19 protein-coding genes, 1 tRNA gene and 1 pseudogene are annotated in these 22,627 nt (G+C 69.9%); 7 read left to right on the plus strand and 14 right to left on the minus strand.

What is annotated here, in order from left to right; genetic code table 11:
* Nucleotides 1-8: 8 nt before the first annotated feature.
* Nucleotides 9-794 (minus strand): precorrin-6A synthase (deacetylating), encoded by a 786-nt coding sequence (cobF, locus tag STRCI_RS34635; RefSeq protein ID WP_269662914.1) that lies wholly within the window; start codon nt 792-794, stop codon nt 9-11.
* A gap of 46 nt (nt 795-840) precedes the next feature.
* Nucleotides 841-1,341, minus strand: coding sequence for a DUF309 domain-containing protein (locus STRCI_RS34640; protein WP_269662915.1), 501 nt, complete (start codon nt 1,339-1,341; stop codon nt 841-843).
* Nucleotides 1,342-1,441: 100 nt separating this feature from the next.
* Here STRCI_RS34640 and STRCI_RS34645 point away from each other — a divergent pair.
* The 3 genes from STRCI_RS34645 to STRCI_RS34655 all read left to right on the plus strand — a co-directional run bounded on the left by STRCI_RS34645 (nt 1,442) and on the right by STRCI_RS34655 (nt 2,963).
* Nucleotides 1,442-1,515, plus strand: a tRNA-Pro gene (locus STRCI_RS34645).
* A gap of 84 nt (nt 1,516-1,599) precedes the next feature.
* Complete coding sequence (locus STRCI_RS34650; protein ID WP_269662916.1) at nt 1,600-2,274, plus strand: phosphoribosyltransferase; 675 nt, start codon at nt 1,600-1,602, stop codon at nt 2,272-2,274.
* Nucleotides 2,271-2,963, plus strand: coding sequence for an NUDIX domain-containing protein (locus STRCI_RS34655; RefSeq protein ID WP_269662917.1), 693 nt, complete (start codon nt 2,271-2,273; stop codon nt 2,961-2,963). Before STRCI_RS34650 ends, STRCI_RS34655 begins: the two co-directional genes overlap by 4 nt.
* A gap of 54 nt (nt 2,964-3,017) precedes the next feature.
* On the opposite strand, the gene STRCI_RS34660 is transcribed toward STRCI_RS34655, so the two are convergent.
* A complete protein-coding gene (locus STRCI_RS34660) occupies nt 3,018-3,761 on the minus strand; it encodes a TetR/AcrR family transcriptional regulator (protein ID WP_269662918.1) in 744 nt (247 codons plus the stop codon).
* Between the two features lie 117 nt (nt 3,762-3,878).
* Between STRCI_RS34660 and STRCI_RS34665 the strand changes: the two genes are divergently transcribed.
* A complete protein-coding gene (locus STRCI_RS34665) occupies nt 3,879-5,711 on the plus strand; it encodes a glycoside hydrolase family 15 protein (RefSeq protein WP_269662919.1) in 1,833 nt (610 codons plus the stop codon).
* Here STRCI_RS34665 and galE read toward each other — a convergent pair.
* The 10 genes and pseudogenes from galE to STRCI_RS34715 all read right to left on the minus strand — a co-directional run bounded on the left by galE (nt 5,693) and on the right by STRCI_RS34715 (nt 18,506).
* Entirely contained in the window at nt 5,693-6,760 is a 1,068-nt protein-coding gene (gene galE / locus STRCI_RS34670; protein WP_269662920.1) for a UDP-glucose 4-epimerase GalE, read from the minus strand. The genes STRCI_RS34665 and galE overlap by 19 nt on opposite strands.
* Nucleotides 6,761-6,878: 118 nt before the next feature.
* Nucleotides 6,879-8,102 (minus strand): NAD(P)-binding domain-containing protein, encoded by a 1,224-nt coding sequence (locus STRCI_RS34675; RefSeq protein WP_269662921.1) that lies wholly within the window; start codon nt 8,100-8,102, stop codon nt 6,879-6,881.
* Nucleotides 8,099-9,433: a carboxylate--amine ligase gene (locus STRCI_RS34680; protein ID WP_269662922.1), complete on the minus strand. Its 1,335-nt coding sequence runs from the start codon at nt 9,431-9,433 to the stop codon at nt 8,099-8,101. Before STRCI_RS34680 ends, STRCI_RS34675 begins: the two co-directional genes overlap by 4 nt.
* 18 nt (nt 9,434-9,451) lie before the next feature.
* Nucleotides 9,452-10,801, minus strand: coding sequence for a GH39 family glycosyl hydrolase (locus STRCI_RS34685; RefSeq protein WP_269662923.1), 1,350 nt, complete (start codon nt 10,799-10,801; stop codon nt 9,452-9,454).
* Nucleotides 10,794-11,591, minus strand: a complete 798-nt coding sequence (locus tag STRCI_RS34690) for a polysaccharide deacetylase family protein (RefSeq protein WP_269664728.1) — start codon at nt 11,589-11,591, stop codon at nt 10,794-10,796. Before STRCI_RS34690 ends, STRCI_RS34685 begins: the two co-directional genes overlap by 8 nt.
* A gap of 57 nt (nt 11,592-11,648) precedes the next feature.
* Nucleotides 11,649-12,638 (minus strand): annotated as a pseudogene (locus STRCI_RS34695) (glycosyltransferase family 2 protein); the annotation flags it as partial.
* Nucleotides 12,639-14,110: 1,472 nt separating this feature from the next.
* On the minus strand, nt 14,111-14,464 hold the full coding sequence (locus tag STRCI_RS34700; protein ID WP_269662924.1) for a hypothetical protein: 354 nt from the start codon (nt 14,462-14,464) through the stop codon (nt 14,111-14,113).
* A 7-nt stretch (nt 14,465-14,471) separates the two neighbouring features.
* Entirely contained in the window at nt 14,472-16,277 is a 1,806-nt protein-coding gene (locus STRCI_RS34705) for a glycosyltransferase (RefSeq protein WP_269662925.1), read from the minus strand.
* A gap of 73 nt (nt 16,278-16,350) precedes the next feature.
* Nucleotides 16,351-17,670: a glycosyltransferase gene (locus STRCI_RS34710; protein WP_269662926.1), complete on the minus strand. Its 1,320-nt coding sequence runs from the start codon at nt 17,668-17,670 to the stop codon at nt 16,351-16,353.
* The gene (locus STRCI_RS34715) at nt 17,670-18,506 is read right to left on the minus strand and encodes a glycosyltransferase family 2 protein (protein WP_269662927.1); all 837 of its coding nucleotides are present in this window, start codon (nt 18,504-18,506) and stop codon (nt 17,670-17,672) included. Before STRCI_RS34715 ends, STRCI_RS34710 begins: the two co-directional genes overlap by 1 nt.
* A gap of 154 nt (nt 18,507-18,660) precedes the next feature.
* On the opposite strand from STRCI_RS34715, the gene STRCI_RS34720 reads away from it, so the two are divergent.
* A complete protein-coding gene (locus STRCI_RS34720; RefSeq protein WP_269662928.1) occupies nt 18,661-19,464 on the plus strand; it encodes a DUF427 domain-containing protein in 804 nt (267 codons plus the stop codon).
* On the opposite strand, the gene STRCI_RS34725 is transcribed toward STRCI_RS34720, so the two are convergent.
* Nucleotides 19,454-20,239, minus strand: a complete 786-nt coding sequence (locus tag STRCI_RS34725) for a GntR family transcriptional regulator (protein WP_269662929.1) — start codon at nt 20,237-20,239, stop codon at nt 19,454-19,456. The genes STRCI_RS34720 and STRCI_RS34725 overlap by 11 nt on opposite strands.
* 287 nt (nt 20,240-20,526) lie before the next feature.
* On the opposite strand from STRCI_RS34725, the gene STRCI_RS34730 reads away from it, so the two are divergent.
* Nucleotides 20,527-21,546, plus strand: coding sequence for a sugar ABC transporter substrate-binding protein (locus STRCI_RS34730; protein WP_269662930.1), 1,020 nt, complete (start codon nt 20,527-20,529; stop codon nt 21,544-21,546).
* Nucleotides 21,546-22,622 carry an ABC transporter permease gene (locus tag STRCI_RS34735; RefSeq protein WP_269662931.1) on the plus strand — a complete coding sequence of 359 codons (1,077 nt, stop codon included), beginning with the start codon at nt 21,546-21,548 and terminating at the stop codon, nt 22,620-22,622. The genes STRCI_RS34730 and STRCI_RS34735 overlap by 1 nt, the downstream gene beginning before the upstream one ends.
* Nucleotides 22,623-22,627 lie beyond the last annotated feature (5 nt).

Consider the following 22,627-nt stretch of genomic DNA (forward strand, 5'->3'; position numbering starts at 1 on the left):
CGGGTGGCTCAGCCGTTGCCGTGCTCGTCCCGGGGGTTGCGGCGCAGCAGATACGTGTCCATGATCCAGCCCTTGCGCTCCCGGGCCTCGGCGCGCAGCCGCTCGATCCGGGGCGCCGCCTCCGCGATCGGCCCGGAGGCGAGGATCTCGTCCGGGGTGCCTATGTAGGCGCCCCAGTAGATGTCGATGTCCTGGTCGGTGTACTGCCGGAAGGTCTGGTGGGCGTCGAGCATCACCACCACGTCGTCCACGCCCTCCGGGAACCCCTCCGCCAGCCGCCGCCCGGTGGTGATCTGCACGGGACGCGCGACCCGGTTGAGCCCCGTCCGGTGCCGGGCGACGAGCGCGGAGACACTGCTGATCCCGGGGACGACGTCGTACTCGAAGACCACCCGGCCCCGCTCCAGCACCTCCTCCAGAATCCCGAGCGTGCTGTCGTAGAGGGCCGGATCGCCCCAGACCAGGAAGGCGCCGGTCTGCTCCTCGCCCAGCTCCTCGGTGATCATCCGCTCGTAGATGTCCGCGCGGGCGCTGCGCCAGTCGCCGACCGCGGGGGAGTAGGCGGACCCGCCGGCCGAGCGGTCCCGCTCCGGGTCGCGCGCCTCGACCACGCGGTACGTCCCCTCAGGCACATGTGCGTCCAGCATGTCCCGGCGCAGCTGGGTGAGGTCCGACTTCACCTCGCCCTTGCCCAGGACGAAGAACACGTCCGTGTTGCGCAGCGCCCGGACCGCCTGGAGGGTCAGCTGGTCGGGGTCGCCCGCGCCGATACCGATGACATGAATCTTTCGCACGCCCCGAGTCTGCCGCACCCCACTGACAGCGCCGACACCGCCCGCGCTAAACCAGTCGCGGCGCGCACTCCGCGGCGTCGATCACGACTGTGCCGCTCTCCACGGTCCGCGCCAGCTGCCGCGCCCAGTCGGTCACCGCCGCCAGATCCATCCCGTACGGCCGCTGCTGCCCGGACGCCGTGGCCCACTCCTCGACCGCACCCGCGCCACGCCGGAGCAACCGGGCGCCGCCGGTGACGTTGCCGCGAGCGGCGTGGGTGAGTCCCACGGCGAGCTGGGCGAGCCCCCGCCACAGCCCACGCTCCTCCTCCGGCCCCGACTTCCAGGCGTCCTCGAAGACCTCGTGCGCGTGGAAGGGCCTGCCCGCGTCCAGCAGCTCCTGCGCCTCGGCGACGGACTCCTCAGGTGCGCGGACGATCCCCTCGGGCTGCCGGGCCACGCCCTGCGCGCCGTACGGCAGGGGCCGCCCGAGCCCGTCCCGGGGCCGCGCGTTGCGCGCCCGCCCCTCGGCGTCCCGGTCCCGTGCGTTCGACGATGTGCTGCCCATACGCCGATTGTGCCGCGCCCGGTGCCCCCTTCGGCGCCACCCCCGGTGTGGGGTAAAGTGCTGTTCGCGCGATCACACACCTCACCGTGTGTGAGCGCACCGGGACGTGGCGCAGCTTGGTAGCGCACTTGACTGGGGGTCAAGGGGTCGCAGGTTCAAATCCTGTCGTCCCGACGGTGCGAAGGGTCTTCACGGACGAGAGTCCGTGAGGGCCCTTTTCGTATGCTGTGAGTAAGGCGCTTCTGCGGGGTGACCACCATGGCACTGTTCCGTGATCGGGGGCATGCGGGGAGGGAGCTGGCCCGGGAGCTGCGGGAACGGGGCGATCTGGCGGATCCCGTGGTCCTTGCGCTGCCCCGGGGCGGGGTGGCCGTGGCCCAGGAGGTCGCCCGGGCGCTGGACGCCCCGCTGGACGTCCTCGTCGCGCGGAAGATCGGGGCGCCCTTCCACGAGGAGTTCGGCGTCGGGGCGATCTGCGGTGACGACCCCCCGGTGTTCGACGAGTGGACCCTCGGGCGGCTCGGGCTCACCGAGGTCGCGCTGGAACCCGTCGTGGCCCGCGAACGCGCGGAACTGCGCCGCCGCGAGCAGCTCTACCGGAGCGGCCGACCCGCCCTCGACCTGCGCGGACGTACTGTCGTCGTGGTCGACGACGGACTCGCCACCGGAGTGACCGCCCGCGCCGCGCTGCGCTGGATCCGTGGCCGTTCACCCGCGCGGGTGCTGCTGGTGGTGCCGGTCGGCTCGCCCGAGGGCGTGGCCCTGATGGGCCCGGAGGCCGACGAGGTGATCTGCCCGCACCGGCCGGTCGACTTCATGGCCGTCGGACTCTGGTACGACGACTTCGAGCAGCTCACGGACGCCGATGTGCTGGCCGCGCTGCACACGGGCGCCGAGGGCCGTTCGGCCGGTGATGGTAGAAGCGGACCATGAGCCATTCCTCTCTTCCCGGTGTTCCTGGTGTTCCTGGAGTCGACACTCCCGACCGCCGCGGCCGTACCGGACTCGACCGGACCGGTCTCGATCTGACCGGCAACCCGCGCGTGAAGGTGCGGGACGTGCGACTGCTCGCCAGCCACTGGTACGTCGAGCGGACCACGACGTTCGACTTCCGGCACGCCGACGGCACCTGGAGCACCCAGGAGCGCGAGACCCACGACCGCGGCAACGGCGCCACGATGCTGCTGTACGACGCCGAACGCGGAACGGTGCTGCTCACCCGCCAGTTCCGCTTCCCGGTCTATGTCAACGGCCACCCCGACGGGATGCTCGTCGAGACCCCGGGCGGACTCCTCGACGACGAGGACGAGCACCCCGAGATCGCCGTACGGCGCGAGGTGGTGGAGGAGACCGGCCACACCATCGGGGCGGTACGGCATGTGTTCGACGTCTATATGAGCCCCGGGTCGGTCACCGAGCGGGTGAGTTTTTACGCGGCCGAGTACGGGCCGTCCACCCGCACCCATGAGGGCGGTGGCCTGGACGAGGAGGGCGAGGACATCGAGATCCTCGAACTGCCCTTCCCGAGGGCCCTGGAGATGATCCGGACCGGGGAGATCGCCGACGCCAAGACGATCATGCTGCTCCAATGGGCGGCGCTGGAGGGGCCGTTCGCGCGCTGAACGGCTCCCGTTGAGACGCCTCCCGTCGAGAGCCCGTGCTGTGTCAGCGCTGTGTCAGTGCGCGCCGGCGAAACGGTCGATCACCGCGTCCACCCCGGCTGCCAGGCCGTCGGGCCCGCCCCGCTCGGCGAGGACCGGGGTGATCGCACGGAGCGTGGGCACCTCCTGGGGCGGCATGCGATGCAGACCGAGCCGGAAGGCGGGATCCGGTTCGTCGGGGTTGTCGACCATGGCTCGCAGTTCCACGGACACATAACCGAGCACCCATGCGGTGAAGGCATGGAAGACGACGGCGGTGCGCTCCTCGTCGAACCCCGCCCCCCGGAGCAGGGCGAGCACCCGCTCATGGTTTCTGAGGACGGCCAGCGGCCTCCGGGCCAGCGGAACCGCCATCATGCGCGTGGCGATGAGCGGCACCACCTCAGGGTGGGCGACGCAGACCTCGTACGTCATCAGGGCGATTCGGTGAAGGTCGGCCCGCCACTCGGGGCTCTCGGTTCCGGGGCTCTCGGCGGGTGCCGCCCGTCCGGTGGACGTCTCGGCGAGACGGTCCTCCAGCTCCAGGTACAGGGCCTCGACCAGCCCGTCGAGCAGCGCGTCCTTGCTGGCCGCATAGCGGTACAGGGCCATGGCCTCGACGCCGAGTGCGGAGCCCAGGCGGCGCATGCTCAACGCGGAGAGACCTTCACGGTCGACCAGTTCCAGGGCGGCGGCCAGCACCCGCTCCCTGCTGAGCCTGCCGTGCCGCCCCCGGTCGCTCGCGCGTCGAGCCGGGCCCGGTTCCGGGTCTTTCTTCATGCGCCCTCTCCCTCTTGGCTCGACCTCACGACTGATGGGTGACACCGAAGTGTACGGCGTAAACGTACATGCTATATCCTTGGAGTGCGGCAAGGTGCATGTCGGCGTACGCCGATCATGAGTTCACCCATCGAGGATTACGCTCTCATCAGTGACCTGGAAACCGCCGCAATGGTGGGCAGGGACGGGTCCATCGACTGGTTGTGTCTGCCTCGGTTCGACTCTCCCGCCTGTCTGGCCGCGCTGCTGGGAACCCAGGCCAACGGTTTCTGGCGGGTGGCTCCGCGTACGGGCGGGCACTGCACGCGCCGGGCCTACCGGCGGGACACGCTGGCCCTGGAAACCGAGTGGCGCAGCGGGGCCGACGCAGTGCGCGTCACCGACTTCATGCCCCCGCGTACGCAATCGCCATGCGTGGTCCGGGTCGTCGAGGGGGTCTCGGGTTCCGTGCGCATGCGCAGTGAACTGCGGCTGCGGTTTCACCAGGGGCGTGTCGTGCCGTGGGTGCGGGAGGCCGACGTCGGCACGGTCTCGGTCGCCGGGCCCGACGCCGTATGGCTGCATGCCGACGGGCCGGTACACGTACCCGACCGGCAGGACCCCACCGTGCTCGACTTCACGGTCCCGGCCGGTCAGCGGCTTGCGCTGACCCTCGTATGGTCGCCGTCCCACCTGCCCGGGGCGCCGCCTCCGCTGTCCGTCCCGGCGGAGACGGCGCTGAAGGAGACCACCGACTACTGGCGGCGCTGGGCCGCCCAGTGCCGCTACGAGGGGCCCTGGCGGGACGCGGTGGTGCGGTCCCTCATCACCCTCAAGGCGCTTACCTACGCTCCGACCGGCGGCATCGTCGCGGCGCCGACCACCTCGCTGCCCGGATGCATCGGAGGCGAGCGCAACTGGGACCACCGGTACTGCTGGCTGCGCGACTCCACACTCACCCTGTCCTGCCTGCTGCGCAGCGGCTACCGGGGCGAGGCCACGGCATGGCTGAACTGGCTGATGCGGGCCATCGCGGGCGACCCCGCCCACCTGCAGACCGTGTACGGCGTCGGGGGACAGCGGCTCCTGCACGAGACCGAGGCGCCCTGGCTGACCGGCTACGAGCGATCGCAGCCGGTCAGGTTCGGGAACTCGGCGGAGAACCAGTTCCAGCTGGACGTGTACGGCGAGGTGCTGGACACACTCTGTCTTTCGCTGCGGGCCGGGATACCCCTGCCCGCCCGCGTGTGGAGCCTGGTGGAGGCACTGATGAGCCACCTTCTCCTGCACTGGCGCGAACCCGATCAGGGCATGTGGCAGGTGCGCGGTCCGAGGCGGCAGTTCGTTCATTCCAAGGTCATGACCTGGGTGGCCGCCGACCGGGCGTTGCGCATGGGTGAGTTGCTGGGCCGGAACGGCTCCTCGGACAAGTGGCGGGAGCTGCGGGACGAGGTGCACCGGGAGGTGTGCCGGGAGGGTTGGGACGCGCGGCAGGGGTCGTTCGTGCAGTCCTACGGCTCCTCGGCCCTGGACGCCTCGGCGCTGCGGATCCCGAGGCTCGGCTTCCTGCCGCCCCGGGACAAGCGGGTGCGGGGCACCGTTCGCGCCGTACAGCGGCTCGACCACGGGGGGTTCGTCCACCGGTACGGCCCCGGAGGCCAGGGCGTGCACGAGGTGGACGGCGTGCGGGGTCCCGAGGGCACCTTCGTGGCGTGCACCTTGTGGTACGCCGAGGCCCTCGCCGCCACGGGGCGGCGCGGACAGGCCCGGGAGGTCTTCGAACGGGCCCTCGCCGTCCGCAATGACGTCGGTCTGCTCGCCGAGCAGTGGGACCCGGACGCGGGCCGTCAACTGGGCAACGCGCCGCAGGCGTTCAGCCATGTCGCTCTGGTGGAGACGGCGTTCGCCCTGTCATCGGGGCCGTCCCACGGCGAACCGGGAGTGCACGGTTCTCATGGGGAGTCGGCATAGCCGTGCGGGTTGAGGCGCTGGAAGCGCCAGGCGTCCCGGCACAGCTCGGCGAGCGACCTGGTGGGCCGCCAGCCCCAGGCCCGCCGCACCGCGCTGGAATCGGCGACGCGTTCCGCGACGTCTCCCGGGCGGCGCGGCCCGATCTCGTACGGGATGGGCCTGCCGCACTCCCTGGAGAACGTGGCGACGAGGTCCAGGACGGAAACGCCCTCACCGGTGCCGAGGTTGTACACGCGCATACCCGGTTCGTCGCCGAGGCGGTCGAGCGCGAGGCGGTGCGCCTCGACGACGTCCATGACATGGAGATAGTCGCGGATCGCGGTTCCGTCGCGGGTCGGCCAGTCGTTGCCGAAGACCTCGAGCCGCTCGCGCCGGCGGTCGGCCACCTGGGCGAGGTACGGCATCAGATATCCCGGCGTGGCGTGGGGATCCTGGCCGAGCTGTCCGCTCGGGTGGGCGCCGGCCGGGGTGGAGCACCGCAGGCTCAGCACGCTGTACTCGGGATGGCGGCGGCAGACATCGGCGAGGATCTGCTCACAGATCCACTTCGAGGCCGCGTACGGGTTGGCCGGCCGGGCGGGGGTGGACTCGTCGAGCGGACCGGGCCCGGCGTCGCCGTAGACGGCGCAGGACGACGGGTACATGAGCCGGTGCACCCCGTGTTCGTGCATGACGCCCAGCAGGGCGGTCGTGCCGCCGACGTTGGCGTCGTAGTACTCGATGGGCATCCGCGTCGACCTGCCCCCGGCCTTGTGCGCGGCGAAGTGCACAACGGCGTCCACGGAGTGGCGGTCGAAGACGGCCGACAGGGCGTGTCGATCACGGATGTCCAGCTCGTAGACGGCACCGACGAAGCGGCCGGCGATCCGTTCGATGCGGGCGAAGACCTGTGGAGTGCTGTTGGAGTAGTCGTCGACCACGATCACCTCGTAGCCGTGATCGAGGAGTTCCACGCAGGCATGACTGCCGACGAAGCCGGCCCCGCCGGTGACCAGTACGGTCGACGGCGTCCACGGAGCTTCACTTCCCTCGGCTGGTCTGCCTGCCATGGCAGGGCACCTTTGCTGCCTAGTACCGTATGTTTACGACGTATATGTACAACTCTCGGGCACCTTGTCCCTGGAGTCAAGGACCCGCTGGCCGGGGCCTCGTCCGTGGCGCGGCGCACTAGCGGCCCGACGCCGCCAGGTGCCGTGCCAACCGCGGGGAAGCGAACTCCGTGCCGCACACGAAACGCATGACGGGGCCGTACGAAGCGGCGGCGGGCAACCCGGTGAAGTACAGCCCTGGTACCGACGAGCGGTATCCGGCGCCCAGCTTCGGCGTCCCCCTGCTGACCGCCAGTTCCGTGCGCAGCTCAGGGCTGAGGAAGTCCATGGCGGCGATGTCGACCCGGTATCCGGTGCCCGCGATCAAGTGGTCGGCCGACAGGTGGCGGGTACGGCCGTCTTCGGTCCGGACGGTCAGCACCGGACGCCGGCCGGGCGCGTCCGCACGGATGATCCGGTCGACCTCGGTGATCTCGGTCCTGCCCTCGAAGCGGTCGCGCAGCCACCAGGCTCCGAGGGGGCCGAGCACCCGGCGCACGAGGTGGTGACGGAGTCGGGCAGGGAGGAAGCGGTAGGGATGCGGGTAGTAGCAGAGCGCCCACAGGGACCAGGCCCGGCCGAAGGGTGACCGGGGGCGGAACCGCGGCTGGTCCCAGGGCGGCGCACCGAACCCGACTCTGCCGTGCCCGCGAGTCACCACACGTACGCGCGCTCCCGCCTCGGCCGCCAGCGTCGCCGTCTCCAGGGCGGACTGACCGGCACCTACGACCATGAGGTCCTGGCCGGAGAACCGGCTGAGGTCGGAGTGCTGGGAGGCGTGCGAGACGGGGCCGGCCGGCGACGGGCCGTCCGGTGCGGCGCCCGCGAGTTCCGGCGGGAGGTGGGCGAGGCCCGACAGGCCGGTCGCCACGACGACGGCCCGTGCGGTGAACAACTCGCCCGAGGACAGCTTCAGTTCGAAGCCCGCGGAGGTGGATCCGGGCCGGTCACCGCCGCGCCGGTCCACGGAGACCACCCGCACCCGCTCCAGCTCCGGTACGAGCTGTTGCTGGAACCATTCCCCGTAGGCGATGAACGTCTCGATCGGGATGATGTCGTCGTCCTTCACTAGCCGGGGTGTCCCGGCCGCATCGCAGTAGTCGACGAGGGTGTGTCCGGGCTGGGGCGCGTCGATGTTGCTGGCGGCGGGCGTCGACTTGAGGAGCATGCCGGCCGGCATGTGGTCGCGCCAGCTCACCATGGGTTCGCCGAACACGCGTACCGGAACGCCGAGTGCCCGCAGATGGGCGGCGGTGGACAGGCCGAACGGTCCCGCACCGATGATTGCTGTCGGAGTATTCACGGAGTCCCTCCCAGGACGTCGGACGGCCTTCGTCTCTTGGTGGGCCGACGCAGGTGGCGGGCATGACGGGTCGAACTGGTCATGTTGCTGCGGCGGTTGGTGCGCCACAGCTGCAACAGGTGCTGGGCGCCCGGACGCACGACGCGCGCGAGCATCGTGAGGAACGGCAGCGGATCGTCACGCGCGAGCCACGCCAGCTCGGTGCCGTTCGCGCGCGCCGGGGCGTGCGGCGTCGTATAGCCGCTGCGGCGGTAGGCGAACAGGGCGGGCAGGTCGATGTTCTCCACGATGAAGCGGTGACCGGCTCGCTGTTCCCCCGCGGGAACGGTCCGTCCGGTCAGATCCAGATGCATGGCGCGGACGACGTCGACCCCCGATTCGCTCTCGAACAGGCGGAACTGGGCGCCCATGCGCGGGTTGAAGTCGAGGAGTTTGTACTGACCATCGCGGCGGTCGAACCGCAGGTCGAGGTCGATGATGCCGGCGAAGCCGATCCGTTTGATGAATCGCGCGACGAGGTCGGCGAGTTCCGGGTTGTCGACGACGTACGCGTTCGCCGTCATCCCCGCGTGCGGCGGCCAGGAGCGCACCTTGACCCCGGTGAACATCGCCAGCGCGGTGGAGGCGGTGTCGAAGTAGGCATGCACGATCCAGTCCTCGGCGTCCTCCCTCGGCAGGTACTCCTGAAGGATCACGCCGGGACGCTCGCCCCACTCGCGGGCCAGGGCGAGCAGGCCCTCGCGGGTGGCGATACGGGTGGTGCCGTTCACGGCCGGCCGGGTGCGCCGTACGAACGCCTCACGGTTCTTGGCCACCATCGGGAAGCGGGCCTTCGCGGCCAGGGCGACGATCTCCTCGTACGACTGCGGGAAAGCGGCCGACGGGCTGGCGATGCCGTGCTCCACACACAGTTCGTGCAGCCCCTGTTTGCTGGCGAGGCGGCGAGGCAGCGCGGGATCGACGCGCGGGAAGAGGAAGAGGTCCCTCAACTCGTCCTGGTGCTCCGCGATCAGGACGGCGGCCTCCTCGTCGGTGGGTATCGGCACGGTGGGGCGCCCGATGCGCCGGCCGATGCGCACCAGCCCCTCGACGAGCCGCTCGGCGTCCTCCGTGCCGGTGGTCGGCCAGACGAACGCGCGCTCCAGGAAACGGGACGAGGCCGCGGGCGTGCAGCGGTCCTCGGTGATGGCGTACATCGGCACGCCCAGCCTGCCCAGGCTGCGAATCGCGCCCACCCCGCCGTGGTGCAGCGGATAGTCGCCGACCTTCACGATCAGGCCCGGTGTTTCACGGTCGGCCAGGAAGGGCCTACCGGCAGATTCTGTGGCCATGGATCTCTCCGCCTGTCCTCAGGGGCTCTTGAGCCAGCGCACTTGATAACCGTCCAGGTCGACGGTCCGGCCCTCGATCTCGGCTCGGACGGGCCGGTCGCGCGTGTTGACGACGAGCATCGCCGTGTCATCAGCGAGGACCCGCACGCTCGCGGCGTCGTCGGCTGCCACGTCCACCCGCCGGTACGTGGTACCGGGCGGGAACTCCTTGTCGAAGCGGCGTATCAGGTCGAGCGTCGGCTGCGCCCGGCCGCCGCTGCCGTCGGTGAGTTCGGTGCTGCGCCACAGACAGCGGGCGCAGCGGCCGCTACGGTCCTGCGGGTTCCAGTAGAAGCCCGTGGTGGCGCCGCCCTTGACCATGGCGATCAGTCCGGCCGCCTGCAGGGCGTGATCGAGCGGTTCGCTCACCTGGCTCTCGCTGCCTGTCCGCTCGACGTAGTACTCGGCCCACCACAGGGGCAGGGACGTCTGTTGCCGCACCCACCGGCCGACGGCCGTGAACTTGTCGGTGGCCCGGAACTCGTCCGGTACCGCCTCGTCGTTGCGGGTGCGGCTGGCACCGTCGACGGCGATGAAGTCCGCCCCGGCCTTGTGCCGGTTCCAGTACCGGAAGGCGTCGAGGACGCGCTGGTCGACGCTACCCCAAGGGCCCTTGAGGTCTGAGGCGTATGTCTCGACCCCGGGTGGATGGCTGTCCATGGTCAGGTACGGCCCGCCCACGAGGTTGTCCTTGTTCACCTTCTTCAGGGCCCGGTAGACCTTGTTGTACAGGGCCGTGTACCCCTCGTAGTCCCAGCGGTTCTTCCGCTCGTCGAAGAACCCCTTGAACTCGTTCCAGACGATGAAGTGCCGTACGTCCGGGTAGCGTTCGGCGACGGTCGCGGCGAGAGCGGCGAAGTCGTCGTAGTGTTCGGGGTTCGGGGCCGCTTCCAGACGCGACCAGTCCGTGTGGCCCGGCGTGCCGCCCTTCATCCAGTCCGGGGCACAGCACAGGGTGATGACCGGCGTGCCGCCGGTCTTCCTGATGAGGTCGATACGGCGGTCCAGGGCCGCGAAGTCGTAGCGGCCGGGCCAGGCTTCAGGATTGGTGGCGCCCCAGCCCATGAGGTGCTGGTTCTGCGGGAGTGACCGCGCGGACAGGGCCTTCCGCGCGGTCCTGAGGGCCTCGGGGCTGCCCACGTCGGCGCTGTACTGGGTGTGGGTCAGTCCCCAGCCGAGCGACGCCTTGGGCGGTGCGGTCGCCGGGCCGGACGTGCACGACAGGACGGGGGCGAGTACCACGGTGACCACTCCTAGGGCGACGAGCCGGGTTCGTCGGCGGACCGGCCCCGCGGCCGGGGCCGAATCCGGCCGGCCGGTGTCAGACATGTGCCCGGGATGCCTTCCGCATCAGTCGGCGGGAGCCCCGGACCAGGGCGTATCCCTGGGTCAGGGCGCGGTCCCGGGCGAAGTTGCGGGCGATGGCGCGCCCTTCCACAAGCCGTGCGAACTCCTCGATTCCGGTGCTGCGCCGTACCGTCATCCGCCGCAGCGCAAAGGGACTTTGGTCCGGGGCCGCCGCAGCGTTGCCCACCACCAGGGCCTGGGTGAAGCCGGCCGCGCGCACCGCCTGGCGCACCCGGCGGTCGGAGTAGCCGTACGGGTAGGCGAAAGACGCGGGCGGGGTGCCGAGCTGCTCGGTGATGATCTCCTTGCAGCGCCCCAGCTCGTCATGGAGGGCGTCGGTGGGGATCTGGTCCAGTTGCGGGTGGCTGTGGCTGTGCCCGCCGATCTCGACGCCCTCCGCGGCGAGCTCGCGCACCTCGTCCCAGCCGAGCATGGTGTCGAGGGCGGCGCCGTGGATCTCGTGCGGGCCGCGAAGCCATCCCGTGGCGACGAACAGGGTGGCGGTGAACCGGAATTCGCGGAGCGTGTCCAGGGCGTTCCGGTGGACCCCCAGATAGCCGTCGTCGAAAGTGATCAGCACGCACCGGCGCGGCAGGGGCAGTTCGCCGCGCCAGGCAGCGGCGAGCTGGGCCGTCGTCATCGTGGTGTACTCACGCTCGGCGAGCAGCCGCATCTGTTCGGCGAACGCGTCCGGGGAAACGGACAGGGCTCGCATCGATGACGCGGGTGTCTGCGCGACCGAGTGGTACATCAGGATGGGCACCGAGGTCATCTCGGGAAGCTCCCTTGTGCCACCCGGTCCACGCGGCCCGTGGTCGGGCACGGACGGCACCTCCGGGATGTGGAAAGGGGATCTGTTGCCGCGGCCTCGGATCGTGCCGACCGCGTATCCGGCCGCCGCCGACACCACCCCGGTCACGATGGCTCCCGCGCGGCCCGCACCTCCCCGGCGCCCCAGCAGTGTGTCGCGCAGCCCGCGCGCCACCCCGGCAGGGAGCACCCGGGTGGTGTAGCGGCGCTCCGACTCAAGGCCCTTGCCCATCCCCACGTGCCGGGTGACCTGGGCCTTCGACAGTCCCTCGGCGTACGTGCGATGGCGGAAGTAGCTGAAGCGCTCCCGGGCGGCGGGGACCTTGTGGTGGATGACCGCCCGGTCGTCCAGGAGGAGTACCGCCTCGGGCCTGGCGTTTGTCAGCCGGATGCAGAACTCGGTCTCCTCGCAGCCCAGTGGGTGCTTGTCGCCGTCGCGTCCGATGCCGGTGGCGAAGCCGCCCACCGCGTCGAAGGCCGTCCTGCGGTAGGAGGCGTTCCCGCCGAGCACATTGCGGACCGGCGCCCGCCCTCGGGGCAGCCCCTTGTACGCGCCGCCGACGACCCAGTCGAACTCCGCGGGGAACCAGGCGGGGCGATGACCCGAGGCCCACGCCGGCACGGTGCGGCCGCCCACCGCCATCACTCGCGGATCGATGTACGCCGACGCCATGTGCCGCAGCCAGTCCGGTTCCGCCACCGCGTCGTCGTCGAGGAAGGCGACGACCGTGCCCCGGGACGCGGCGATCCCGGAGTTGCGGCCTGCGGACAGGCCCCGCGGGCCCGTGTTGGCGAGCACCCGGACCGGCGGACCGCGATGTTCGACGGTCCGGTGGTTGTCGTACCGACGCTCGAGCCGATCGAGCAGCTTCCGGTTGTGGTCGACGACGAGCAGTATTTCCGACGCGGCCCTGGACTGTCGGCGTACCGAGTCCACGGCGGCAAGGATGTCCGCCCAGCGGTCCTCCGTGTACACGCAGATCACTACGGAGATGTCGGTTCGTGTCATGGTCTTCTCCTTGCCCGGGGCTCGGTCCTGTGCCGGCACGGGGTCGCCGGGCCGAGAATCGTCCGGCCACGCGTTCTCCGGACCCGGGAACAGCCAGTGCGACCGCCGGATCAGGAGGTAGACGGCCAGCAGGCACTCGGCCGCGAGCCAGGCAGTGCCTGCTCCGGCGAGTCCGAGAACCGGCAGCAACAGATGTGACAGGCCCAGTACCAGCACGCACAGCGTCAGCTGCAACCCGACCACCAAGCGCAGTTGACGACGCACGCGGGCCACGTCGATGGCCAGGCTCACCAGGGTGTTCGGGAGCGCCGACAGGGCGAGCAGCCGTAGCAGCGTGGTGCCCTCTTGCGCGTACTGAGGGCCGAAGAACGAGAGCAGTGTCGGCGCGAGGACGATGATCGCCACCGCGGCGCAGGCCATCGCCAGCGCCGAGTGGCGCAGCACCCGAATCGCGTGCCGCGTCAGCTGCCGGGGGTCGCGCGCCGACTCCACGATCAGGGAGCTCCCCATGTTCGCCACCAGCAGGTAGGGGATGCAGCCGACGGACCAGGCGATCTGGAAGTAGGCACTGTGGTCGGCACCCATGGTGTTCAGCACCAGTAGGGGGACCAAGCTGTAGGCGGCTATGCGGAACAGCGAGCCGACGTAGTCCGCGGCCGCGTACCCGACCAGGCGGGGCGGGCGTTCCGCGTCCCGGGCCTCCCTCTCGTGGCGGGGCACCGCGCGGCGCAGCAGGACGTAGTTGGCCACGACGACGGCCACCACGAGGGCGCCGGCCCACGAGATCAGGATGCCGGCGAAGAGCGCCAGCGCGGCCCCCGCCGCCAGGAGGGCAATCTTCACGACAGCGAAGATCAGGTTCTCGTTCACGACCCAGCCCGGACTCCGCACCCCGGTCAGGGCGCCGTCCTGCAGGACGAAGACGGCGTACCCGGCGGTGTATGTCACGAAGAAGACGGCCGTCAGCGGGTTGAGGAGGAAGTCGAGGCCGGGGGCGACGACGGGCACCAGGAGGAGGAACACGGTGGCGGCCAGCATGCTGCACACCATGCTGACGGCATAGCAGGTGAGTATCAGTTTGCGGGTGCGACGCTCGGCGGACGGCAGGAAGCGCACCAGGAAGTCGGAGAGGTTGAGCTGGCCGATCGTGGACAGCAGTGTCGCGGCGGACACCGCGGCGAAGTTGAGGCCCACGGTCCGCGCGTCGTACCAGTGCGTGGCGAACACCCAGAAGACGGCTCCCAGGGCGGTGCTGACGAGCGAGCTGACGGCCAGGAGATGTCCGTTGCGCAGCAAGGGGTCACTCGGCAGCACCGCGGCCAGCCTCGCCCGCATGGCCGCAGGTTTCGCTGTGGCGTCGGGCGGAAGAGTTCGGCCTGATTGCACGGCTTGCCTTCGATCCCCGCGCAAGGGCTGGGAGGCCCTGCGCGTTTACGGTGTATAGATACATCATAAGCGACGAGATCGCGCAGTCAAGAAGTCGCCCGTGGCAGGGCAGGTGCCAGCGCCGCGACCGAAGTGAGAAGCGCGAGTACGAGCAGGGCCCGCGTGAGGGTGAAGACACCGCCGAGGAAAAGTGCCTCGGCGACCAGGGCCGAAACCGAAAGGCTGAGCGCGCCGGCGAGAACGGCGGATTCCAGTACAGCCGCTCGACCGGTCCCGGAAGTGAATGTTCCTCCGTTGGACCACACCGTCACGGCAAGTCCCGGACACGTCAGCAAAAAGGCGACCGTCACCGACACCCGCAGCGGGAATTCCGCCGGAAGAGCCGTGGTGGAAAGGGCCACCCACCCCGATGCGGCAATGGCCCAGCGCAGCCGCGTCATTCTGGCCTCACCCCTCCGTCGTACCGTCGAACCGATAGACCACCGCGTCCTCGTTGCGGTAGACCGGGGTGAAGTCCGGTGCCTTCGCCAGCGCCGAGTTCAGCCGCCTCATGAAGTCGGCAGGCATGTCTCCGTTCAGGTACACCGCTGCCTCCTGCGCTCGGTTGAGGACGATGTAGACCGGTCTGCCCTGCGCTACCGCCAGGAGCGGGTCGAGCCCCGTCAGGGGGTCTTTCACCAGCAGGCGTCTGGTTTCCAGGTTGCGGTCGACCATCTGCAGGTTCTCGTGCCGGTCGTAGCGCATCTCGATACCGGGAGCGGCGAAGGTGACGGAAATGATCAGCGATCCGGCGGGGGTCTCGGTCGTGACGAATCGGGCGGCGGCCGCCTCCTGGGCGGTGAAATGGTTCTCGTCCTCCTTGCCGTAGTAGCCGAACACCAGGCCGCCGATCATCGCCAGCAGCAGGACGCCGACGACGGGCATCGCCACCGGCATGCGTCCACCGGGCGGGAAGAGCAGGGCCGCGACCAGGAACGCGGCGGCGGGCAGCGCGAACAGGTAGGAACGGAAGACCATCTCCCCTCCGTAGGCGTTGGCCAGACCCGGCAGGAGGGGGGCGAGCACGAGCAGCGGCAGCGGGGTGCGCCGGATCCACGGACGTACGGCGAAGGCGAACGCGGCCAGCAGGAACACGCTCCCGGTCAGACCGCGTTCGATCCAGGCCACCACGACCTGGCTCGAGGCGGCGTCGGACAGTCTGCTCACACCGGACCAGAGGTTGGCGTCGGGCCGTGCGAGGGAGCTGACGAGGGTGCCCAGGTGGTCGGACATGTACGACCTCGCCACGGTGAGGTCCCAGATCAGGGTGAGTGCGATCGCCCCGGCCAGGGCCGGCAGCGTCACCCTTCGGTTGCGCCGCGGGAACGAGAGCAGCAGCAGCGCACTGATCAGCATCATCGGGGTGAGCGGATGGGAGGAGATGATCGCGGCTTCGATGATCAGCACCAGTATCAGCCGGGCCGGCGGCCAGCCGCGACGTGCCGCGTCCGGGTTTGGCCGGGGCGATGTCGGCAGTTGCCTGACGACGAGGGCGATCACGCAGATGAAGAGCAGGAAGGCGAAGGCCTGCGGTGCGAAGTAGTCCTGTGCCACCCAGGAACAGGAGTAATAGATCCAGACGGCTCCCCAGACGAGCCTCCGGTTGTTCGTGATCGACCGGTAGATCAACACCAGCGGGCCGATCAACAGCAGGTTCGTGAGCGGCTGGGCCCACATCGCGTAACCCAGCGGCGACTCCAGCCCGGCGGCCTTGATGAGCAGTGCGTTGAACTGGAAGAAGCCCGGCCATTGGTTGTAGATGTCGAAGCCGCCCGCATCCGGTACCTGCCCGTTGTGCCGGATCATGGCGTCGACGACGGCCACGTGTTTCCACGCCCAGGCGTAACGGAGTTCCGGATAGAGCAGCGAAGGCGTGGCATGGATGATCGCGATCAGAGCGATCACATACGCCGCGAAGAGGCCGTTCGGGGTGCGCCGGTCGCTGGCCGCGAGGCAGAAGCCGATCGTGAGGACGACGAGCGCGGTCCAGAATGTCACCGGCAGGACCTGGAGCAGCCCGAGATCCGACATTCGGTCGAGGCGTACGTCTCGGAGCGAGAACAGCCAGAGTGCGACGGCGACAGGCAGGGCGCCGATCGCCGTCCAGGTACCGGGGCCGGCCCGCCTCAGCCGGGTCCGCAGTCTCCGGCCGGGAAATTCCGCGGCAAACAGCGCTTTCCCGGAGGAGTTGGTGGAGGTCTGCGCGTCGGTCATGGCCAGGCTCGCGGGTTTCGGAACGGCTGAATCGGTCGGATGGCGACGCCGGCTGCAAGGCCATCCAAGTGCATCACAAGCCCTGTACCGCAGCCACCCGACGGGTGCCATGACGGCGACCGTCCCGGTCGTGTTCGCGCTCGGAAAGGCGGCTGCGCAGATAGCCCAGTGGGCCGTACAGCATTCCCCGCAGCTCCAGGAGAGCGAGTCTGCGGGACCATCCCGCGCCGTCGTCGTGGTCGAGCCTGCGAGCCCTGGCCGCCAGGTAGCGCACGCCACCGGGAAGCTTGCGCAGCAGAACGGGCAGCATGCGGGGCTCGTGGACGAGCGCCGCGGTCAGGTAGGCGGTGAACCCGGAGCCGTACGAGAAGATCTGCGTCGCCAGCGCGTCCATGGAACGCCGCTGACTGTGCCAGACGATCGCGTCCGGCGTGTAGGCGAGCGTGCTCCCGTGGACGAGAACCCGGAAGAAGGCCAGCAGATCCTCGCCGCCGTGTGCCGGCGTTCCGGCGCTGGTCGCTGGGTCGAAGCCGCCGAGCGACCTCAGCAGGTCCGTGCGGAAGGCCATGTTGGCCCCGCCGCCGAACTGCCCGGCGGTGAACGGGAAGAGCGGATCCTCGGGCGGGTCGTGCAGCGACCAGGTGCGCGTGTCGTACCCCTTGCCGAATCCGTTGTGCCGTTCCAGGACGGCCTGGGCTTCGGTCTGGAGTTCCGCGGGGGCGATCAGCCCTGTCACGCACCCGATCGCTCGGCTGGTGGAAAACGCCTCGGCCAGCGCGCTCAGCCATCCGCTGTCGACGAGGGTGTCGTCGTCGGTGAAGGCGACGATGGCGCTGTGCGCGGCGGCCAGTCCCCGGTTGCGCGCGCGGGCGGAGCCTGCGACGGCTTCCCTTATATAGCGGACCTGTGGGCCGTATGCCTGGCGGACCAGTTGCTCGGTGGCGTTGTCGGCCGGAGCGTTGTCCACCACGATGACCTCGAACCGGGACTCCGGGTAGTCCGACCGCAGGAGCGAGTCCAGGCACCGGCGCAGCAGTGCGCAGCGGTTGTGCGTGGGGACGACCACGCTGACGCGGGGCGCGTCCCCGGGCCGTCCCGCCGACCTGGGCCCGGCCTCGGCGGTGCGCCGAGACGCGCGGACCGAGAGAGCTTCGAGTTCGCGCCGGGCCGCGTCGGCCAGGGTCTGCCACAGCTCGGCGGGGTCGGCGGCGCTGCCGCCGATCATGCAGAGCGGATGGCCCTGCCGTCGCACGAGGGCGAATGCCGGGCCGTGTGGCTGGATACGTTCGCGGCTGCCCGGTGGGCTGAACCTGCCGGGCTCGGCCAGATCGATGTCGACCACCTCGACAGGGGTGTCCATGGGGACGTGGAGGCGTTGGCCGGTGGAACCCATCAGCTGCTCCCTGTGCCCGCCGGCTGTGCTCCCGGTCGCTCGGCGAGGAGCGTGCGCAGCACCCGCCGGCCGTCCGATACGGCGTGCAGGTTGGAGCGGCCGCTGCGGCGCGGCAGCTCCAGGCTCGGAACCTCGGCGATCCGCAGTCCGGAGCGCAGCGCGTGCGCGATCATCTCGGTCTCGATCTCGAACCCGGTGGAGTGCAGGTCGAGGTCGTCCAGGAAGCTGCGACGGAAGGCGCAGTACCCGTAGCAGAGGTCTGTGAGCGAGGCGTGGTAGAGGTGGTTCACCGTCGTCAGCAGCGCGAGGTTGCCCCAGCGCCGGATGCGAGTGATGTCGAGTGATCCGCCGCCCGCGATGAACCGCGACCCCTTCACGAAGTCGTAGCCGTTGTCCAGGAAGTGCAGGTAGTGCGGGATCTCCTCGGGCAGCATGCTGCCGTCCGCGTCGATCATCACGATGTAGTCGCCGCCCGCGGCGAGGAAGCCGGTCCGTAGCGCGTTCCCCTTGCCCGGGCCGCTCTGCTGGACGTGGCGGACGGTCGGCAGGCAGTGCCTGGCCATGTGCACCGTGGCGTCGCTGGAGTCGCCGTCGACCAGGATCACCTCGTCGACGCAGTCCGGGATCTGTTCGAAGACCCAGGGGATGTTGCGCGCCTCGTTGCGAGCGGGCACGACCAGGCTGACGGTGGCCCGGGGCGGGGGGTGGTCCTCCGCGCGGCGCAGGGGGTGGGCCGGCCGGTCCGTGGACCCGCGGGCCGCGGGCTGAGGGGCGGCGGCGCCGTTGCGGGACGGTGGATCGAAGGCGCCGGGTTCGGTCAGATGTGAAGCGTTCATGGTGCTGGAGTCTCCGGGAGTCGACGCCATATGTTTACGGCGTATATGTACATGTTTGCCCCGGATTGTCCGTGAGGTCAAGACCCGGCTCGACCGCGGGCCCGCGCACAACCGCCGGAGTACGCTCCGAAGAGGAGCCGAAGGAGGGTGGGTCATGCCTCTGTTCCCCACCGAGCGGAACGTCCGGACGACCCCCGAAGGCCTCCTCTGGGAGCCCAGCGAGCGCTGGGTACGCGGCCTCAAGGGTGATGTCACCGTCGTCGACAGCCGGCACCCCGTCCTGGTCTGGGAACCCGAGCTGCCCGTCCCGTGCCACGCGTTCCCGCGCGAGGAGGTCCGCACCGACCTCCTCCGCCCGGCCAGGAACCCGACACCGGGCAAGCACACGGGGTCGCAGATCTTCTACGACCTGGAGGCCGACGGCGAGCCGGTGGCGAACGTGGCGTGGACGTTCCCCGCCGCCGACCTCGCCGGCCACATCGCCTTCGAGTGGTTCTGGCGCTGGGGGAGCGGCCTCGACCACTGGTTCGAGGAGGAGGAAGAGATCTTCATCCACCCGCGCGACCCGCACAAACGGGTGGACGCCATGCCCAGCAGCCGCCATGTCCAGGTGGAGATCGGCGGCACGGTCGTCGCGGACACCCACCGGCCGGTGCTGCTGTTCGAGACCGGACTGCCGACCCGGTACTACATCCCCCGCGAGGACGTCAGGCTCGACCTGTTCGAGCCCACCGACCACCGCACCGGGTGCCCGTACAAGGGCACGGCCCGGTACTGGAGCTGGAGCGGCGAGGGAGAGGTCCCGCGGAACATCGTCTGGAGCTACGCCGAGCCGCTGGCCGCGGTGGCCCCCGTCCAGGGGCTGGTGGCCTTCTACAACGAGGCGGTCGAGATCGTCCTGGACGGTGAACGCCTGGAGCGGCCTGTCACACCGTTCACCGCGATGCTCAAGTCCTGACCAGCAGCTGGAAGTCGAAGGCGTAGCGCGAGGCGCGGTAGATGTGCGTGCCGTACTCGACCGCGCGGCCGGTGTCGTCGTAGGCCGTGCGCTGCATGGTGAGCAGGGCCGCGCCCTCCTTCTCGTCCAGCCGGGCCGCCTCCTCGGCGGTGGCGCTGCGGGCGCCCACGGTCTGGCGGGCGCTGTGCAGGGTGATCCCGGCGGCACGCATCATCCGGTACAGGCCGGTGGCCTCCAGCCTGGCGGTGTCCAGCTCCAGGAGGCCTGCGGGGAGGTAGTTGCACAGCAGCGCCACCGGCTGGCCGTGGGTGGAGCGCAGCCGCTCCAGGAGCGTCACCTCGGCGCCCTGCGCGAGGCCGAGGGCGGCCGCGACGTCCGCCGCCGCGGGGACGGTCTCGTTCCGTACGACCCGGGTGGTCGGACCCTGTCCGGCCGCCTCCAGGTCGTCGTAGAGGCTGCTGAGCTCCAGGGGGCGCTTGACCTGGCTGTGCACGACCTGCGTGCCGACGCCGCGGCGGCGGACCAGCAGTCCCTTGTCGACGAGGGACTGGATGGCCTGGCGGACGGTGGGCCGGGACAGCCCGAGCCGGGTGGACAGGTCGATCTCGTTGCCGAGGAGGTTGCCCGGAGCGAGCGCCCCGTGCTCGATCGCCGCCTCCAGTTGCTGGGCGAGCTGGTAGTACAGCGGCACCGGACTGTTCCGGTCGAGGGCGAAGTGCAGGGTGTCGAGCGCGGAGGCGGCCCGGTCGCGGGCGCCCGCACGGGTCTTCGCCATGGACGTACCTGCCTTTCGGGGAGGGGGCTGGGGCTCCGTTCAAGATCTCCCGCCGGGCCAGGGATACGCCCGACCGCAGCGGGTAGAGATCGTTCCCGCCGCCTCCCAGGTGTAGGCCCCCTGGCCCGGCCCTGTCAAGAGTTTGTACTTACATTCGGACCTGATTGTGAAATGATGTCTTAACAAAGTATTGACAGCGGGCGCCACAGGGGATTGGATCCGGGACCAACGCACCAGCCGCGTTTCCTTCCCGGCTTTCCCCCGTCGCACAGTGAGGTGCAGGAAAGATGGACCGCTCTTCGCACTCCCGCTCCCGCAGAATGGCGCCCCTGGTGGCCCTGGCCGCAGCGGCCGCACTGACCCTCGCCGGCTGCTCCAGCGGCTCCGGCGGCAAGAAGGCCGAGGAAAGCGCGGACGGCGCCGCCGCGGGCAAGGCCGACACCCCGCGCATGAAGGTCGCCCTGGTCACCCACCAGTCGCCGGGCGACACCTTCTGGGACATCGTCCGCAAGGGCGCCGAGGCTGCCGCCGCCAAGGACAACGTCGAGCTGATCTACTCGGCCGACCCCAGCGCCGGCGTCCAGGCCAACCTGGTGCAGAACGCGATCGACCAGAAGGTCGACGGCATCGCCGTCACACTCGCCAAGCCGGACGCCCTGAAGGACGTCATAGCCAAGGCGAAGGCGGCGAACATACCCGTCGTCGGCCTCAACTCGGGCGTCAGCGAGTGGCAGGAACTCGGCCTGATGGAGTTCTTCGGCCAGGACGAGACCGTCGCGGGCGAGGCGCTCGGCAAGCGGCTGAACGAGGCGGGGGCCAAGAAGGCCGTCTGTGTCATCCAGGAGCAGGGCAACATCGGCCTCACCCAGCGCTGCGACGGCGTGGAGAAGACCTTCTCCGGCTCGGTCGAGACGCTGAACGTCAACGGCACCGACATGCCCTCGGTGAAGTCGACGATCACCGCAAAGCTCGCCGAGGACAAGGCGATCGACTACGTCGTCACCCTCGGCGCCCCGTTCGCGCTGACCGCCGCCCAGTCGGTGTCGGAGTCGTCCAGCAAGGCGAAGGTCGCCACCTTCGACCTCAACAAGGACCTCACCGGAGCCATCAGCAAGGGCACGATCGAGTTCGCCGTCGACCAGCAGCCCTACCTCCAGGGCTACCTGGCCATCGACTCGCTGTGGCTCTACAAGAACAACGGCAACTACATGGGCGGCGGTGAGCAGCCGGTGCTGACCGGCCCGGCCTTCGTCGACAAGACCAACGTCGACGCGGTGGCGGGCTTCGCCTCGAAGGGCACCCGGTGATGGGTACGACCCGGCATGCCGACCCGGCGGTGACCACACCGCCGGCCCCCGGCCCGAAGGAGACCGACGGGCGCACCGCCCGGCGCCCGCTGGCGCTGCGGCTGCTCGCCCGGCCCGAAGTGGGCGTCTTCCTGGGCGCCGTGGCGGTGCTGGTGTTCTTCCTCATCACCGCCCCGCCGGTGCGCGACGGCGGCTCGATGGCCAACATCCTGTACCAGTCGTCCACCATCGGGATCATGGCGCTGCCCGTGGCCCTGCTGATGATCGGCGGCGAGTTCGACCTGTCGTCGGGTGTCGCCGTCATCACCTCGGCGCTCACCGCCAGCATGATCAGCTACCAACTGACCATGAACGTATGGGTCGGTGTGATCGCGGCCCTGATCGTGTCGCTGGCGGTGGGTCTGTTCAACGGCTGGATGCTGGTGAAGACCGGCCTGCCGAGCTTCCTGGTCACTCTGGGCACCTTCCTGATCCTCCAGGGCGCGAACCTCGCCATCACCAAGTGGGTCACCGGCAACGTCGCCACCGACGACATCAGCGACATGGACGGATTCGGCCAGGCCAAGGCCCTGTTCGCGTCGTCCTTCGACGTCGGCGGTGTCCAGGTGAAGATCACCATCGTGTGGTGGCTGGTCTTCGCCGCGCTCGCCACCTGGGTGCTGCTGCGCACCAAGTACGGCAACTGGATCTTCGCGGTCGGCGGCAACAAGGAGTCCGCGCGGGCCGTCGGTGTGCCGGTCACCTTCACCAAGATCTCGCTGTTCATGCTGGTCGGCTTCGGCGCCTGGTTCGTCGGCATGCACCAGCTGTTCTCCTTCAACACCGTGCAGTCCGGCGAAGGCGTCGGCCAGGAGCTGATCTACATCGCCGCGGCCGTCATCGGCGGCTGTCTGCTGACCGGCGGCTACGGCTCGGCGATCGGTCCGGTCTTCGGCGCGTTCATGTTCGGTATGGTCCAGCAGGGCATCGTCTACGCAGGCTGGAACCCCGACTGGTTCAAGGCGTTCCTGGGCGTGATGCTCCTGGGCGCCACGCTCATCAATCTGTGGGTCCGCCGGACGGCGACCCGGAGGTGACCGCA

Origin of the sequence: Streptomyces cinnabarinus, assembly GCF_027270315.1 — a bacterium.
GTDB lineage: Bacteria > Actinomycetota > Actinomycetes > Streptomycetales > Streptomycetaceae > Streptomyces > Streptomyces cinnabarinus.